This is a genomic window from Dactylosporangium sp. McL0621 (assembly GCF_049995355.1).
Classification (GTDB): domain Bacteria; phylum Actinomycetota; class Actinomycetes; order Mycobacteriales; family Micromonosporaceae; genus Dactylosporangium.
Map to the genome: position 1 here is coordinate 8733545 of NZ_CP188259.1, position 14514 is coordinate 8748058.

Annotated in this window: 17 protein-coding genes; 6 read left to right on the plus strand and 11 right to left on the minus strand. The window is 72.3% G+C overall.

Annotated features, from left to right (window positions below):
- Positions 1-129 precede the first annotated feature (129 nt).
- A complete protein-coding gene (locus ACPPVO_RS41370) occupies positions 130-1551 on the plus strand; it encodes a WGR domain-containing protein (protein WP_426504037.1) in 1422 nt (473 codons plus the stop codon).
- A gap of 190 nt (positions 1552-1741) precedes the next feature.
- Positions 1742-2038 carry a hypothetical protein gene (locus ACPPVO_RS41375; protein ID WP_426504038.1) on the plus strand — a complete coding sequence of 99 codons (297 nt, stop codon included), beginning with the start codon at positions 1742-1744 and terminating at the stop codon, positions 2036-2038.
- On the opposite strand, the gene ACPPVO_RS41380 is transcribed toward ACPPVO_RS41375, so the two are convergent.
- The 4 genes from ACPPVO_RS41380 to ACPPVO_RS41395 all read right to left on the minus strand — a co-directional run bounded on the left by ACPPVO_RS41380 (position 2035) and on the right by ACPPVO_RS41395 (position 4321).
- Positions 2035-2757, minus strand: coding sequence for a hypothetical protein (locus ACPPVO_RS41380; protein WP_426504039.1), 723 nt, complete (start codon positions 2755-2757; stop codon positions 2035-2037). The two genes, ACPPVO_RS41375 and ACPPVO_RS41380, sit on opposite strands and share 4 nt — an antisense overlap.
- Before the next feature lie 108 nt (positions 2758-2865).
- Positions 2866-2991 (minus strand): hypothetical protein, encoded by a 126-nt coding sequence (locus tag ACPPVO_RS41385; RefSeq protein WP_426504040.1) that lies wholly within the window; start codon positions 2989-2991, stop codon positions 2866-2868.
- A 517-nt stretch (positions 2992-3508) separates the two neighbouring features.
- Complete coding sequence (locus ACPPVO_RS41390) at positions 3509-3670, minus strand: hypothetical protein (protein WP_360371897.1); 162 nt, start codon at positions 3668-3670, stop codon at positions 3509-3511.
- 81 nt (positions 3671-3751) lie between these two features.
- Entirely contained in the window at positions 3752-4321 is a 570-nt protein-coding gene (locus tag ACPPVO_RS41395) for a DUF402 domain-containing protein (RefSeq protein WP_426504041.1), read from the minus strand.
- Positions 4322-4339: 18 nt separating this feature from the next.
- On the opposite strand from ACPPVO_RS41395, the gene ACPPVO_RS41400 reads away from it, so the two are divergent.
- Complete coding sequence (locus ACPPVO_RS41400) at positions 4340-5230, plus strand: GIY-YIG nuclease family protein (RefSeq protein WP_426504042.1); 891 nt, start codon at positions 4340-4342, stop codon at positions 5228-5230.
- On the opposite strand, the gene ACPPVO_RS41405 is transcribed toward ACPPVO_RS41400, so the two are convergent.
- The 4 genes from ACPPVO_RS41405 to ACPPVO_RS41420 all read right to left on the minus strand — a co-directional run bounded on the left by ACPPVO_RS41405 (position 5207) and on the right by ACPPVO_RS41420 (position 10097).
- Positions 5207-5902: an HAD family hydrolase gene (locus tag ACPPVO_RS41405; protein WP_426504043.1), complete on the minus strand. Its 696-nt coding sequence runs from the start codon at positions 5900-5902 to the stop codon at positions 5207-5209. The two genes, ACPPVO_RS41400 and ACPPVO_RS41405, sit on opposite strands and share 24 nt — an antisense overlap.
- Positions 5902-6555: a tyrosine-protein phosphatase gene (locus ACPPVO_RS41410; RefSeq protein WP_426504044.1), complete on the minus strand. Its 654-nt coding sequence runs from the start codon at positions 6553-6555 to the stop codon at positions 5902-5904. The genes ACPPVO_RS41405 and ACPPVO_RS41410 overlap by 1 nt, the downstream gene beginning before the upstream one ends.
- A 5-nt stretch (positions 6556-6560) precedes the next feature.
- Complete coding sequence (locus tag ACPPVO_RS41415; protein ID WP_426504045.1) at positions 6561-7268, minus strand: peptidylprolyl isomerase; 708 nt, start codon at positions 7266-7268, stop codon at positions 6561-6563.
- A gap of 72 nt (positions 7269-7340) precedes the next feature.
- A complete protein-coding gene (locus ACPPVO_RS41420; protein ID WP_426504046.1) occupies positions 7341-10097 on the minus strand; it encodes a cellulose binding domain-containing protein in 2757 nt (918 codons plus the stop codon).
- A gap of 108 nt (positions 10098-10205) precedes the next feature.
- Here ACPPVO_RS41420 and ACPPVO_RS41425 point away from each other — a divergent pair, with 108 nt between their 5' ends.
- Positions 10206-11249: a hypothetical protein gene (locus ACPPVO_RS41425; RefSeq protein WP_426504048.1), complete on the plus strand. Its 1044-nt coding sequence runs from the start codon at positions 10206-10208 to the stop codon at positions 11247-11249.
- Positions 11250-11481: 232 nt separating this feature from the next.
- On the opposite strand, the gene ACPPVO_RS41430 is transcribed toward ACPPVO_RS41425, so the two are convergent.
- The gene (locus ACPPVO_RS41430; protein ID WP_360371876.1) at positions 11482-11835 is read right to left on the minus strand and encodes a DUF1304 domain-containing protein; all 354 of its coding nucleotides are present in this window, start codon (positions 11833-11835) and stop codon (positions 11482-11484) included.
- A complete protein-coding gene (locus tag ACPPVO_RS41435; protein WP_426504049.1) occupies positions 11832-12800 on the minus strand; it encodes an NADP-dependent oxidoreductase in 969 nt (322 codons plus the stop codon). The genes ACPPVO_RS41430 and ACPPVO_RS41435 overlap by 4 nt, the downstream gene beginning before the upstream one ends.
- Positions 12801-12860: 60 nt before the next feature.
- Between ACPPVO_RS41435 and ACPPVO_RS41440 the strand changes: the two genes are divergently transcribed.
- Positions 12861-13439, plus strand: coding sequence for a TetR/AcrR family transcriptional regulator (locus tag ACPPVO_RS41440; RefSeq protein WP_426504050.1), 579 nt, complete (start codon positions 12861-12863; stop codon positions 13437-13439).
- The gene (locus tag ACPPVO_RS41445) at positions 13436-14296 is read left to right on the plus strand and encodes a phosphotransferase (protein ID WP_426504051.1); all 861 of its coding nucleotides are present in this window, start codon (positions 13436-13438) and stop codon (positions 14294-14296) included. The genes ACPPVO_RS41440 and ACPPVO_RS41445 overlap by 4 nt, the downstream gene beginning before the upstream one ends.
- A 4-nt stretch (positions 14297-14300) precedes the next feature.
- Here ACPPVO_RS41445 and ACPPVO_RS41450 read toward each other — a convergent pair whose 3' ends face one another.
- Entirely contained in the window at positions 14301-14504 is a 204-nt protein-coding gene (locus ACPPVO_RS41450; protein WP_426504053.1) for a hypothetical protein, read from the minus strand.
- Positions 14505-14514: the final 10 nt, after the last annotated feature.

Sequence of the window (14514 nt, forward strand, 5' to 3'; positions counted from 1 at the left end):
CGTGACACGTGCGCGCATGCCTGGCTCCTCACTCCGTCGATGACCTGTCGCCGCGGACTGTACCAATTTTTTGTCGTACCCCCTTGGTATTTTGTCGCCAACTACTGGCCGTGAGAGAGGTTCGGGTCGATGGCGCAGACGACGTATCTGGAGCTGTCCGAGGACACCGGGAGCGCGCACAAGTTCTACGAGGTCACGCTGGACGACAACCAGATGACGGTCCGCTACGGGCGCATCGGCGACGCCGGGCAGTCCAAGACCACCACCTACGCCGACGCGGCCAAGGCCCAGGCCGACGCCACGAAGAAGATCGGCGAGAAGGTGCGCAAGGGCTACGCGCCGGCGGTCCAGGGCCAGCGCGCGGCGCGGTCGGTGACCCGGCGCCAGATCGTGTCGCAGCGTTCGACCGCGAAGACGGCGCCGGTGCTGTGGAAGTACCGCTCGGGCGCCCCCGCCTTCGGCATCTTCATCGACGACGACGTGTGCATGGTCGGCAACGAGCGCGGCGCGATCACCGTGCTGCGCCACGACGCCACGGTCGAGCGGCAGTTCCAGCTGCCCGACGGCGTGAAGTGCATCGTCGCCGACGACGCCTGGATCTACGCCGGGTGCGACGACGGCAACGTCTACGACCTGTCGGGGAAGGTGCCGCGGCTGGCCTACGCGATCGCCCCCGACATCGACATCTACTGGCTCGACATCCACGACGGCATCCTCGGCGTCTCCGACGCCAAGGGCGGCGTGTGCAGCATCGACCACGAGGACGAGTTCCTGTGGCGCCGCCAGGGCCGGGGCGCGGCCGGCTGGATGGTCCGCTGTGACGCGACCGCCGTGCACCACGGCCACAGCCGCGGCGTGACGAGCTACGACTGGCGCACCGGCGACGAGCTGTGGCACCAGGAGACGAAGGGCGCCGTGCTCTTCGGCTGGCAGGAGCAGGACTCCGTCTACGCCGGCATGTCCTCCAACTCGGTCCTGCAGTTCCACAAGAACGGCCGCGCCGGCGTCACCTACCGCTGCGACGACACGATCTTCTCCAACGCCACCGCGCCCGACGGCCGCTACGTCTTCGCCGGCGACTACCGCTCCTCGGTGTACTGCTTCGCCGCCGACGGCACGCGCCTGTGGAAGCTGGGCACGGGCTGCGGCAGCGCATACTCGATGCAGTACCACGACGAGAAGCTCTACATCGTCACCACGGACGGCTCCCTGGCCTGCATCGACGCGAGCGAGTCGGCGGTGCGCGCGGCCGAGCAGGGCGTCGTGCCCGACTTCGTCGACGTGAAGGCCCCGTCGGCCATGACGAGCGTCGCCCCGTCGACGACGGTCGAGATCGCCCACGACCCGGCCGACGGCATCGTGGTCGAGTGCGTCCAGGAGGGCGCGCGCCTGCGAATCCGCGTCGTGAGCGAGGGCTACCACCGCGACTGGCAGGTCCAGTTCCCGAAGGGCATCCGCGAGCCGGGCGCCCGCTACGTGGTGTCCTCGGTCCGCGAATCCGCCCGCGGCGGCTTCTACCGCGCCCTGGGCGACATCCGCAAACTGGTCTGACGCTCTCTTCGTTCACACCGAAGAGGTCACTGGTTCGATCCCGGTATCGCCCACCAAAGCGGTTCTACTTGAACCCTGACCGCAAGGGCACGCCAAGCAGGTCCGCTCTGGTTAGTCCCGACCCAGCAGGCCCCGCCGACTTTGGCGGACCTGCTGGCGTTGGAGGAATCCGCCCGGCGCGCCCATCGGGGTGCCCGACTTCGCTGGTGCCGGCAACATCAACGGGGCTGGAGCCGGTGAGGTCCACTGGTACCACGCCTGGTCGCAGTTCATCTACGTGCTCCGCTGGAACGGCAACGCCGAGGTCAACGGCAACTGGATTGCGCCGGCGTGGAATTTGACCAACGGCATTGACCCGGGCTGCGGATTCGAAGGCATTCACTACAGCAATGGAGAGTACTCGTGGCAAAGCACGCGCCGTGATGCCGGCACGAACCGCGTTGGTGATCATGGGACTGGCCGGCCACCGGCATCCCGCCCCCGTTAACCCAGGTCGTGCTGGGCGACTATCCGCTCGTCACGCATGATCGTCACCCAGGTTTGGGGCCCGCTGATGAACCGCTGGACGAATTCGCCCACGGGATCGTTGACGCCGTAGGGGAGATCGGGGCCGGGAACCGACGGGACCAAGACGGTGCAACCGGGCGCCGCCAGGTCGAAGGCCACCCAAGCGTCGGACAGGTTGACAACCACGCCGAGGTCGTAGACGCCAGTCTCCTCCGGCTCAGCCGTCTCTGCCCGCCGGATTAGCGGCGTCGTGGTGTTAAATGCAGTGCCGGACGCGGTGAACCAGCCGATTCGCTTCTGGCCGTGCGAATCCTGGGCGGCGGCGACCACGACGACCGGTTCAGGGCCCTTTCCGGCGAAGTTTCGGCCGGCGTACAGGACACGGATTGACTGATAGCCGACGTTCCACGTCCGGATTACCGCTGGCAGCACGTTCGTGTCCGCGGCCAGGTCGCCGCGCGGCGGCCAAGCTGCTGGCGGTGCGGCCACTGGGCTGTCAATCGCCGGCTTCGGCGCGAAAGGCCGGACGCCCAGCATCGTCGCTCCACCGCCAATGGCGAGCGCAGCGGTGGCCGCCGCCACGAGGAAGACGCGCCGCCGTTGCCGCGCGCGGGCTTCGCGGATCGCGGCCACCACCGGATCGCGAGGCGGGGGGCAGGTGTCCGCCAATTCCCGCAAGGGTTCATCGAGATCGTTCATGGTCGTCGTGCACCCCTTCTGCGTCCGGTTGCATGTGCTTCCTGGGCCGTCCCAAGGCCCGCGAGTTCAGGGTCTTCACTGTTCCGATTGAGCAGCCGAGAATCTCGGCTACGCTGCGCTCGTCTGCAGCAGATCTTCCGCGTCGTGCTCGCTGCCCGTGAGCAGGAAGGCGATCTTCTTCAGCCGGTAGGCGCAGCGGTGGACGAACTGGGTGAAGTCGTCGGTATCCCGCACTGTGACCTGGTCCCGACCGTCGCGTCGGCATTCTCTTGTCATACGCCCCGGGCCCGTCCCTCCGTTGACAGTCGGGTCGCGAAATTTGCTCTGCTATAACACCGCTCGTCTGGGGTGAGAGACGGGCAGCCCTGTTCGAGCTAGGTCGACTGGAAGCCGAGTATCGCAGGATCGGCGATATCGAGGGCGGTGATGGTCTGGCCTTCGGGGTCAAGGCTTGCATCACCGACGGTCTCGTCGGAGACATCGAACAAGATCATGAGACTGCCGGAGGTGCCCGGCGGGGCGGTCCGTACGAACGCGCATCCGAGGCTTGCAGTGACGGAGACCGTAGAATTGTTGCGCAGAAGGCGAATCGGCGAGATCACTGTGACGTCTACGCCGATTGGCAGCGAGACGACATAAGCGAGCTCAACGTCGCCGTGGCGCGGCGTCCGGCCGGGATCTGGGGCCGGGCGCCGCGCTGGGCTTTATGTGGGCGGAGCTTCTCGTACAAATCGGGAGGGCTTGACGGACGTTAACTGATCACGCGCGTGAAGAAGTCGCCGAAGCCGGTGCCCAGCTGGGCGATCAGCGCGCCAATGCCGCGCGCCACCTTCGCGGCCGCGTCCGGGCGGAACGCCACGAACCAGATGAGGAAGATGACTACGGCGTACTGCAGCGTCTTTTTGAGCGTCATTGACCTTGCCCCGTGCCATACCAATGGTGCAGAGACCACCAAACTAACCTGAACATGGCTCGAAGATGGTCGAAACGGCATTTACAAGGGCGGCAACTGTGGCAGGGGCCAGGCCGGGTCGGGGCGGAAGTCGCGCCAGGTGCCGTCGAACGGGAAGACGCCCGCCTCGGCGCGGGCCGCGACCCGCGAACCCTCCGCGCGGATCTGGGCCGCCTCGGCCGTGGTCCAGAAGCCGGGGCGGTCGATGCACGCCTCGAAGTCCGCCTCGTCCTTCCAGCGCCAGGTTCGGTCCGGGTCGACCACGATGTCGAGGTGGTGGTCGACGACGTCGATGCCGCCGGGATGCCGGGCGAGGACGGCCTCCAGGTTGACGTACCAACCCAGGAACGCGCCTTCGCGGAAGAACCACCACACCGAGTGGGCCGCGCCCGGCGGGTGCAGGATCAGCACGTCGCGGTCGGTCCAGGTGCGGCGCTGCAAGGGGGCGGCGGCGTACTCCTCGATGGCCGGCGCGCCCCCGGGGTAGAGGCGGTACGCGAAGCCGGCGCCGGCCGGGAGCCAGACCAGCAGGCCGCGCTCGTCGTCGGAGACCGGGTGTACCGCCTGGGCCCAGCTCACGTACGGGCCCCGGAAGTATCGGCGCAGCAGCATCTCGCCCATACTACCGAGATGCTCGACGGGGTTCGAAGGCTGCCGTACGCGCCCGGCGTGTACCGGTTCCGCGACGCCGCCGGCAAGGTGCTCTACATCGGCCGGGCGTCGCAGCTGCGGGCGCGGGTGGCGTCCTACTGGTCGGACCTGCGCGACCGGCCCCGCCTGCGCCGGATGGTCCCGCTCGTCGCGGCCGTCGAGGCGGTGGTCTGCGACTCCGTGCACGAGGCGGCGTGGCTGGAGCGCAACCTGCTGCGCCGGCGCAAACCGCGCTGGAACCGGGCCCGCGACGGGCAGGAGTCCACCGTCCATATCGGACTCGACGACGGTCCGCACACGCCCGGCCTCCGGATATTGTACGTCCCGAAGCCCGGCTGCTTCGGCCCGTACCTGGGCGGCGCGCGGGGCCGCAACGCCGTCTCCGGGCTGCACCGCATCCGGCCGCTGGCCTACACCGGGGCGCGGCTGACCGGCGCCGAGCGCGACATGGCCACGGCCCGCGGCGTGACGCCCGGCGACCGTGACGCGCTGGCCGCCTCGATCCGGGCGATCCTGCGCCGCGAGCCGGCCGAGCTGGACCGGGCCCGCACCGACCTGGTCGCGCTGCGGGAGAAGGCGTCGGCGAACCTCTCGTTCGAGCTGGCCGCCGAGATCCACGAGGAGCTGGCCGCGCTCGACTGGATCGTCAGCCCGCAGCGCATCGCCACGCTGGAGCCGCAGGAGCTGCGCGCGGCCGGCTGGGCCGGCGGGCTGCTGGTGCTGTTCCGGGTGCGGGCGGGGCGCCTCGACGAGTGGACCCAGCGCCCGTCGACGCCGGAGCGGGCGAAGCGGTACCTGGCCGAGACCCCGGACGCGTGGCGCGACTTCGCGGACCGGGCCGCCGAGCTAGCCGTGAGCCTCCAGCAGTAGGGGCAGGTCGGCCAGGTCGTCGACGGTGTCCGCGGGCACGTAGGAGTCGGGGTCGTCGCGGTGCGCGCCCGCCCCCGGGTAGCCCGCGTTGGTCACCAGGACCGGGCGCATCCCGGCCGCCCGCGCGCCCTGGTGCTCGCGGCTGCCGCCGTCGCCGACGTACCAGCACTCGCCGGGCGCCACCCCGAGCCGGCGCGCGGCGGTGGCGTACAGCCGCGGATCGGGCTTGCGCGCGCCCTCCTCCCACGAGAACACGGTGGCGTCGACGAGCGGCGCGTACGCGGTCCCGGCCCACCCCTGGCACAGCTCGGCCCCGCAGTCGCTGAGCACGGCGAGGCGCAGGCCCCGCCCGCGCAGGGTCTTGAGCACGTCCAGCGCCGTGGGGCGGGGGCGCCACAGCGGTACCGCACCCGTGTGATGGGCCGCGACGGCCGCGTCGAGGCTCGCCGGGCCCGGCTCCGCCCCGCAGCGACGGGCCATCTCGGCCAGGACGGCCCGGGTGCCGCCGAGGCGCCCGGTGATGCGCTCGGTGAACGAGGTCCCCATCGCGGTCCAGAACGCCTCGGCCGGCACCCCGAGCGCGGCGGCGGTGACGGCGGCCGCGTCGCGCCGGCCGGCCTCGACGCCCGGGTCGGTGAGCGTGCCGAAGAAGTCGAGGACGACCGCGCGCATCAGCCGGCCAGCCGGGCGCGGACGGCCGCGAACCGGTCCTCGGCGATGCCGTTGGCGCGCAGGTACGCCTCGACGTCGCCGAACAGCTCGTCGACGCGCGCGAGGGCGGCCAGGATCGCCTCCGGTTCGGCCTCGCCGGGGCGCTCGCGGCAGACGGCCGAGAACGCGTAGTCGGCGGCGATCTCGTCGTCGGGCACGCCCGCCACGCGCAGCAGCACCGCGACGACGATGCCGGTGCGGTCCTGCCCGGCGGCGCAGTGCACGAGCACGGCCCCGGGCGGCGCGGCGGCGACGGCGGCGACCACGGCGGCGACGCGCGGGCCGTTGCCGATGATGCTCGCGCGGTACACGTCGCCCATCGGCGCCAGGTCGGGCAGGTCCCGGGCGGGGTCGTCGGCGGGGTCGATCAGGGGCAGCGAGTGGACCATCGCGTGCCCGGCGAGGGCGCTGGGCCAGCGCTCGGCCTCGTCCACGCCGCGCAGGTCGACGACGCGGACCACGCCGTGCGCGTGCAGCGCCGCGACCCCGTCGGCGGTGAGCCGGTTCAGCGAGTCGGCGCGCACGAGCGCCCGGTCCCGCACGGTGCGGCCCCCGGCCGCGGGCAGGCCGCCGAGGTCGCGGACGTTGCGGCAGTCGGGCCAGTGCAGGCGCATAGCCGCTAAGGGTAGGTGACGGTCACCGTCTGCAGGACGATCTCGAGCTTCGGGAAGCCGCCGGTGCCCGTGGGGTCCTCCGCGGCCAGGCCGCCCGCCGCCACGCGGTCGACGATGTCCATGCCCTTCGTGACCCGGCCCAGCATCGTGTAGTCCGGCTGGATGGTCGGGTTGTCCTTGTAGTCGAAGAAGAACTGGCTGCCGTTCGTGGCCGGCCCGGCGTTGGCCACGGCCACGGTCCCGCGGGCGTACGGCGCGCCGGTGTTCTCGTTCTCGTAGCGGTAGGCGGGGCCGCCGCTGCCGGTGCCGGACGGGTCGCCGCACTGCAGCACCCAGATGCCCTCGACGGTGAGGCGGTGGCACTTGGTGTTGTCGAAGAAGTGCTTGCCGGCCAGGTACGCGAAGCTGCCCGTCGCGCACGGCGCCTTCAGCCCGTCGAGGAAGATCTCGATCGGCCCGAGGTTTGTGGTGATGTGCATGGTGGCCGGCGCGGCCTTCGGGCTCGCCGGCGGGGTGCCGACCTCCGTCGTGCTGCCGGTCGCGTCCGGCGTGTACGTGCACCTGGCCGCGCCCCCGGCGCCGGTCGCGGCCTGCGACGAGCCGGACAGCGGGCGCCCCGCGCCCCGGGTGAAGGTGATGGTCTTCGCGGAGCACCCGGCGAGCAGGAGGGCGGCGGCGGTCAGGACGGTCACGGCACGGCGGCGCACGGTCACGTGAGCACCTTATGCGAAACGGCAGCGCCGGTCCCCGCGGCTGGCGTCGCGGGGACCGGCGAGTCGACCGGGCTAGCTCACCGAGCAGCCGGTGCCGTTGAGCGTGAACGCCGCGGGCTTGGCGTTCGTGGAGTTGTTCCAGCTGCCGAGGAACCCGAAGTCCACCGATCCGCCGCTCGCGGCGATGGTCTTCGTGTAGTCGGCGTTGGTGATTGTCACGTTCGCCCCGGACTGGGCGTTCACGCCGCCCCAGATCTGGGTGATCGTCTGGCCGTTGGCGAAGGTCCACTTCAGCGTCCAGCCGTTGACGGCGGCCGAGCTGTTGTTGGTGATCTTCACCGCGGCCTGGAAGCCGCCGCCCCACTGGCCCGTCACGCTGTACGCGACGTTGCACGCCCCGGCCGGGACGCTGGACGAGGCGGAGCGCGACGGCGAGGCGGACGCCGACGGGGAGGTGGAGCGCGACGCGGAGGCCGACACCGACGGGGACGCCGAGCGCGATCCGGACGCCGAGGGCGAGACCGAGTACGACGGCTGCGGGCCGGTGCGGTCGCCGTAGATGATACCGCGGCCGTTGGTGCCGATGTAGACGCGGCCGAAGATCCGCGGGTCACCGGTGATCGCCTCGCCGATGTTGCCGTACTGGTGCTGGTCGTCGTTCACCCGCAGCCAGCTGGCGCCGGCGTCGTCGGAGCGGAACACGCCCTTCTTGCCGTCGACCGTGCCGACGATGAACACCGCCGGGTTGGTGCGCCCGGGCGCGGCCTTGCCGAAGCCGACGTTCACGGCGGCCGTCGCCGTGGTGAGCTTCGTGAACGAGGTGCCGCCGTTGGTCGAGCGGTACAGGCCGGTGTCCCCGGCCAGCCAGACCTCGCCGGTCGCGCCGGCCACGGCCTTGAACTTGGCGGTCGTGGGCAGGCCGGTCGCGGCGGCCGTGAAGCTGGCGCCGCCGTTGTGGCTGACGTAGAACGAGCCGCCGGAGTAGCCGTAGAACGTGTTCGGGTCGACCCGGTCGGACTCGACTATCGCGTTCTGCGGGATGCCGGTGGACTGCGTCCAGGTGTTGCCGTAGCCGACGGAGTACACCACGGCACTGTTCTTCGGCGCCCACAGGAACCGGGAGCCGTCGGCGCTGGCCGCGATGGTGCCGCCCTCGTTGATGCCGCCCGGCTCGCTGCCCTGGAACCAGTTCGCGCCGCCGTCGGTGGAGAACGCCGCGTGGCTGTCGCCGGGCCGGTCCGAGTCGGTGAAGTTGCCCGCGCGCACCATGACGCTCGGGTTGAGCTCGGCGTAGTCGAGGCTGGTCGTCGAGGTGAACGTCGGCTGCTTGAACATCGCCGCCGGCACCGCGTCGAGGCTGGTGTGGCGGAAGCCGCCGATGTCGCCGAGCGCGGAGATCAGCGGGGCGCCGGTCGGCGGGCTGATCAGGTCGAGGACGGCGGTCTCCTCCAGGCCCGGGGCCATGGGCTTGATGGTGATCTGGCCGCCGGAGTCCCACAGGTTCAGGTCGGTGCTGCCGTAGATCGTGGCGCCGGTGCCGTACATGAAGCGGCTGGAGTTGAACGGGTCGATCTCGACGGCCTCGTTCATCCAGCCGAGCTTCGGCGTGACCTCGGGCGGCTGCGGGTTGGTGCCGAAGTCGAGCCAGGGCGACCGGGAGATGTCCATCTTGTACCGGAAGCTGCGGTTCGGGTAGCTCGTGAAGTCCCAGATGCGGGTCCAGGTCGCGCCGCCGTCGGTGCTGCGGAAGAAGATGGCGTCCGGCCACCACGACACCTGGGTGGCGACCATGAGCGTGTTCGGGTGCTGGCGGTCGATGGTCAGGCCGCTGTAGCCGAAGTAGTCGTCGGAGCTGCTGGACGGGATGGGGCTGATCTGCGTCCAGGCGCCGGTGGCGGTGTTGTACTTCCACACGTCGCCCTTGCCGCCGTCGTACGGGCCGCCGGTGTCGCTGGTGGCCAGGTACAGGAAGCCGCCGGACGTGTCGAGCACGCCCTTGTGGGCGATGTACCCGGTCGGCTGCCCGGCGATCCGGGACCACGTGGCGCCGCCGTCGGTGCTGCGGTACACCGTGTTGTCCTTGTCGGCCACGCCGACGTAGATGGTCTGCGTGGTGTTGCCGGCGGTGCCGGTGCGCTTGTCGAACGTCACCCAGATGACGCCCTGGTTGTCGGTCAGGTACCCGTTGGGGTCGGACGGGTCCTGCGCGTAGTTGCCGGGGTTCGGGAACGCGGTGACCTTGGACCAGGTGACACCGGAGTCGGTGCTGCGCCACAGGCCGTTGCCGCTGGGCGCGCCGAAGTACAGGACCGAGTTCTTGTTCGGGTCGATGGCCAGGCGCTCACCCATGCCGCGGCCGGGCATGTTGCCGCCGAGCTTGAACGGCAGGGGCGTGGTCTGCCAGGTGGCGCCCTTGTCCGACGAGCGCAGGATCGCGCCGTTGTTGGGGTCCCACGAGTTGGTGTACATGCCGGCGGCCACGTACACCTTGTTCGGGTCGACGGCGTCGGTGGCCAGGCTCGCGACGCCGTTGTAGCCCCAGTTGTCCGGCCCCACCCAGTCGAGCAGCGGGACCCAGCGGTTCGTGGCGGTGTCGAGGCGGTACGCCCCGCCGATGTCGGTGCGGGCATAGACCAGCCCCTGTTGGGACTGGTTGAAGATGATGCCCGGGACGAAGCCACCCCCCTCGATCTGCACGTTCTTGAACGCGTACGGGTCGGCGGCAGCGGCGTCAGCGGGCCGCACGGCGGTCTGGACGGCGACGCCGATGGCCGCGACCGCCACGGCCGCCACGGCCGCGGCGCCGAGCCTCTTCGATCTGTTTCGCATGCGCGGATCGTGTGAGCCGCCACACTCCCGGGTCAACGCGCCCCTGGTCGGGGGCAGGTCAAGCGCTTCGACAGTATGAAACTCTCACGGGGTTGCTACGTTGCTCTTGTGACCGGCCGCCGCCCCCTGATCGCGCTCGCCGTGGCCCTGGTGGCGGGCGGCGCGCTGCTGGCGACGGTCAACCGGTCTTCCACGCCGCCGCCGGTGTCGGCTCCGGCGCCGGCCGCCCCGGCCATGGAGCGCCGGCCGGCGTCGATCACCGCGAAACTCCCCGACGGCGCGGACTACACGCCGCTGTTCTACGCGACGGCCGAGGTCTCCGCCGGTACCGCCCCGGCGCCCGACGGCACCGCCGACCGGCTGCTGCTGCGGTCCCCGTCCGGCGACCTCGAGCTGGCCCGGCGCGACAAGGCCCGGTACGCGCAGTTCCTCGGCTTCACCGCGGCCGGCGGCAACCTGTACTGGGCCGAGAGCTCCGCCCGGCCCGAGGGCGACTACGAGACCCGGCTGTGGCGTGCCCCGCTCGACGGCTCCGCGGCCCCGGCGTCGCTGACCACGGACACCGGGGCCGTGGTGTTCTTCGACTCGGAGTACGACCTCGTCGTCGCCGACGGCCGGCTGCACTGGGTGGCGGCCGCGCCCGGCGACGCGGCCCGCACCGAGCTGCGCAGCGTGGCCGTGACCGGCGGCCCGGTGACCACGACGCCGTTCGAGGGCCGGTTCCGGCACACGGCGTGGCCGTGGCTGCTCTCCGTCGACGACCAGGCCCCGCTGACCCTCGCCGATCCGCTGACGGGCGAGCGGCGGGTGGTGACGAAGGCGGCCGCGGAGTCGGTCGTGTGCACGCCGGCGTGGTGCCGCTCGATGGTGACGGCGGCCGGCGACCGGTACCTGTTCGACGCCCGCCGCCCGGACGGCACCGACCGCCGTCGCATCCCGGGGAACCTGACCGCGATCAGCGTCGACACGGCGGTGGCGGGCCGCTACGAGCTCTTCACCGAGTACCGCACCGGGCGGGTCGCGCTGGTGGCGTACGACCTGCAGACCTCGGCACTGCTGACCCTGGCCGCGGACGCGGGCGTGTCGGCCGCGAAGGCGGGCGTGGTCTGGTGGAGCGAGGGCGGCGCCTGGCGGTCGGTCGACCTGCGGTAGGCCGGCCGCGCGCCGGGCCCGGCGACGGTCAGCGGCCGAGCGCGTCGGTCGTGCGCGTCAAGTGCTCTCGCCCCGGTCGCCGGCTGGTGCCGGGCCAGGTAGGCGATCGCGCCGGCGACCACGGCCACCGATGCCAGCCCGGCCCAGACCCGGCGACCGGGGCGGAGGCGGAGACGGGCCGCGGTGACTTCCGGCGTCATGACCCGAGGATATCGAAGACGGCCAAGGGGAATCAGCGGGCGAGGAGTACCGCGGCCAGGGCGAGGGCGCCGGGCAGCGCCTGGACCAGCAGGATGCGGCGGTTCGCGGTCGCGGCGCCGTACAGGCCGGCGACGATCACGCAGATCAGGAAGAAGACCTGGAACGCGAGGCGGTCCGCGATCAGCCCGTAGGCGAGGCCGGCGACGAGGAAGCCGTTGTACAGGCCCTGGTTCGCGGCCAGGGCCTTGCTCGCGACCGCGAACTCCTCGGTCGTGCCGAACGCGGCCCGGGTCCGCGGTGCGGTCCACAGGAACATCTCCAGCACGAGGAAGTACAGGTGCAGGAGGGCGACGACTGCGACGAGGACGTCGGCGGCGATCTTCACGCCCGCGAGCGTACCCGCACCACGAGCTTGCCGGTCTTGTGCCGCCGCGCGAAGTCGGCGAGCGCCGTTATGGCGTCGGGGAAGGCGTACTCGCGGTCGATCCGGGCCCGCAGCCGCCCCGCCGCCGCGTCGGCCGCGACCTCGGCCATCCCGCCGTACCGGCCCTCCATGTCGAGCACGAGCCGCACGTCGATGCCGTCGAACGCGGGCGGCGGCGGGAACGTGATGGTCAGCAGGCGCCCGCCCGGCCGCACCGCGGCGGCGACGGGCCCGAGGCGGTCGCCGGGCAGGACCAGGTTGAGGGCGGCGTCGACGCCGGACGGGTACTCGTCGTAGCCCGCGGTCCCGGCCGCGCCCAGGGACCGCACCAGGTCCGCCTCCCCGGGCCGGGCGGTGGCGACCACGTGCGCGCCGGCCGCGGCCAGCAGGGGCAGCACCGCGGTGCCGACGCCGCCGGTGGCGCCCACCACGAGGACCCGCTCGCCCGGGGCGATCCCGGCCGTGGCCAGCAGCGCGCGGGCGGTGAGCCCCACGGTGGGCAGGGCGGCCGCCTGCGCGATGCCCACGGCGTCCGGCCGGTGCGCCAGGAACGGGGTGTCGGCCTCGAAGACCGCGTACTCGGCCAGGGCGCCCGTGCTCAGCGACGAGCTGCCCATGTGCCGCAGGGCCCGCGGGGTGGCGAAGCCGAAGATCTCGTCGCCGGGCGCGAACCGGGTCACGCCCGCGCCGAGCGCGGTGACGGTGCCGGCGAAGTCGTTGCCGGGGATGTGCGGGAAGGGCAGGTCGACGGCGTCGCGGAAGTCGCCGGCGGGCAGGCGCACGTCGGCGGGGTTGAGGGAGACGGCGGCGATGCGCACCTGCAGCTGCCCGGGCCCGGGCTCCGGCGCCGGGACCTCCTCGATCGCGTGCTCCTCGGGCGGGCCGTACCGGCGGGCGACGACGGCTTGCATGCTCAAACGGACCATGCGGTCACCTTAGAGAAAACGGACCGCCCGGTCAACATCGCCGCTTGCTAACTTGGTGCGGTGACCCGACCGCTGCGCGCCGACGCCGCGCGCAACCGCCGCCTGCTGCTCGCGGCGGCCGCAGACGAGTTCGCCGAGCGCGGGCTCGACGCCTCGGTCGCGGACATCGCCCGGCGGGCCGGGATCGGCAAGGGCACGGTGTTCCGGCACTTCGCGACCAAGGAGGACCTGATCGCGGCGATCGTGCTGGACCGGGTCGAGGGGCTCATCGCGGCCGGGCGGCGGCTTACGGACGCGCCGGACCCGGGGGCGGCGCTGCTGGAGTTCATGACCGTCGCGGCCGAGCAGCGCCAGCAGCGCGACCTGACCTTCCTGCACGCGGCCAACGCGGGCAACGCCGAGGTGGCCCGCGTCCACGGCCGCCTGGTGGAGACCGTCGACGCGCTCGTCGGGCGGGCCCGCGGGCACGGCGCGATCCGCGCCGACGTGACCGGCACCGACGTGTTCCTGCTGATGTGCGCGCCGAACCACGTCGCCGAGCAGGTGCCGGGCGCCCCGCCGGACCTGTGGCGGCGTTACCTGGCGATCCTCTTCGACGGCCTGCGTCCCGAGGGCGCCCACCCGCTGCCGGCCGCGTGAGCGACGAGGCCGCATGGCTCGACGACCGGCTCGCCGAGGCGGGGCGGCGCCGCACCGGCGCGCTCACCGTGCCCCGCGTGCGGCCTTGGGGCACAGTCATGCGCGCGGAGACCGACGGCGGCGCGGTCTGGCTCAAGCTCCCGGCCGCCGGCACCGCGTTCGAGGTGGCCCTGTCCCCGCTGCTGCACCGGCTGGCCCCGGGTCACGTCCTCGAGCCCCTCGCCGCCGACCCGGCGCTCGGCCGGCTGCTGCTGCCCGACGGCGGCCCGACCCTGCGCGACCGGCCGGCGGAGTTCGCGGCCGCCCTGCCCCGCTACGCCGAGCTGCAGCGCGCCCTGGCCCCCGCCGTCGACGACCTGCTGGCCATCGGCATGACGGACATGCGCCCGGAGCGGCTGCCGGAGCGGTTCGACGAGATACTCGACGCCGTCGGCACCGTGCCCGAGGTCCGGAGCCGCCGGGCCTGGTTCGCCGACATCGCCGCGGCGCTGGGCGAGTCCCGGGTGCCGGTGAGCATCGACCACGCCGACCTGCACCCCGGCAACGTGTTCGCCGACGGCGGGCGCTGCTACGACTGGGGCGACAGCGTGGTCGGGCACCCGTTCGGGTCCATGCTCGTGGCCCTGCGAGAAGTGCCCGACGACCGGGCGCGGGACGCCTACCTCGAGGCCTTCACCGACCTCGCCCCGCGCGCGGAGCTGCTCGAGGACCTGCGGCGGGCCCGGATCGCCGGCAACGTGATCCGGGCGCTGACGTGGCAACGCGCGATCGCGGCCGATCCCGCGACGCGCTTCGCGGACGGGCCCGCGGTACACCTGCGGCAGTTGCTGACCGCCGAGCCGTGGGCGTGCCCGTGACCCGTCAGTCCTCCTCGGGGACCTGCGTGTCCTCGCGGTCGGCGTCGTGGTCGTGGGCGTGGCCGGTCAGGCCGCTGACGACCGCGTCCACGGGCTGGCCGATGTAGTCGAACGCCGGCACGGCGATCTCCTCGGCCTCGTCGCGAATGGTGTCGAGGTCGATGGCGTCGTCGACCCGGGGTACTCCGTGGCGCTCAGTGCTAGACATACGACCCCGA

Excerpts from the sequence above, each read along its gene's own strand:
- ACPPVO_RS41370 (WP_426504037.1), top strand. The coding sequence starts at position 130 with ATGGCGCAGACGACGTATCTGGAGCTGTCCGAGGACACCGGGAGCGCG.
- ACPPVO_RS41380 (WP_426504039.1), bottom strand. The coding sequence starts at position 2,757 with ATGAACGATCTCGATGAACCCTTGCGGGAATTGGCGGACACCTGCCCC.
- ACPPVO_RS41390 (WP_360371897.1), bottom strand. The coding sequence starts at position 3,670 with ATGACGCTCAAAAAGACGCTGCAGTACGCCGTAGTCATCTTCCTCATC.
- ACPPVO_RS41395 (WP_426504041.1), bottom strand. The coding sequence starts at position 4,321 with ATGCTGCTGCGCCGATACTTCCGGGGCCCGTACGTGAGCTGGGCCCAG.
- ACPPVO_RS41400 (WP_426504042.1), top strand. The coding sequence starts at position 4,340 with ATGCTCGACGGGGTTCGAAGGCTGCCGTACGCGCCCGGCGTGTACCGG.
- ACPPVO_RS41405 (WP_426504043.1), bottom strand. The coding sequence starts at position 5,902 with ATGCGCGCGGTCGTCCTCGACTTCTTCGGCACGCTCACCGACCCGGGC.
- ACPPVO_RS41410 (WP_426504044.1), bottom strand. The coding sequence starts at position 6,555 with ATGCGCCTGCACTGGCCCGACTGCCGCAACGTCCGCGACCTCGGCGGC.
- ACPPVO_RS41420 (WP_426504046.1), bottom strand. The coding sequence starts at position 10,097 with ATGCGAAACAGATCGAAGAGGCTCGGCGCCGCGGCCGTGGCGGCCGTG.
- ACPPVO_RS41435 (WP_426504049.1), bottom strand. The coding sequence starts at position 12,800 with ATGGTCCGTTTGAGCATGCAAGCCGTCGTCGCCCGCCGGTACGGCCCG.
- ACPPVO_RS41450 (WP_426504053.1), bottom strand. The coding sequence starts at position 14,504 with ATGTCTAGCACTGAGCGCCACGGAGTACCCCGGGTCGACGACGCCATC.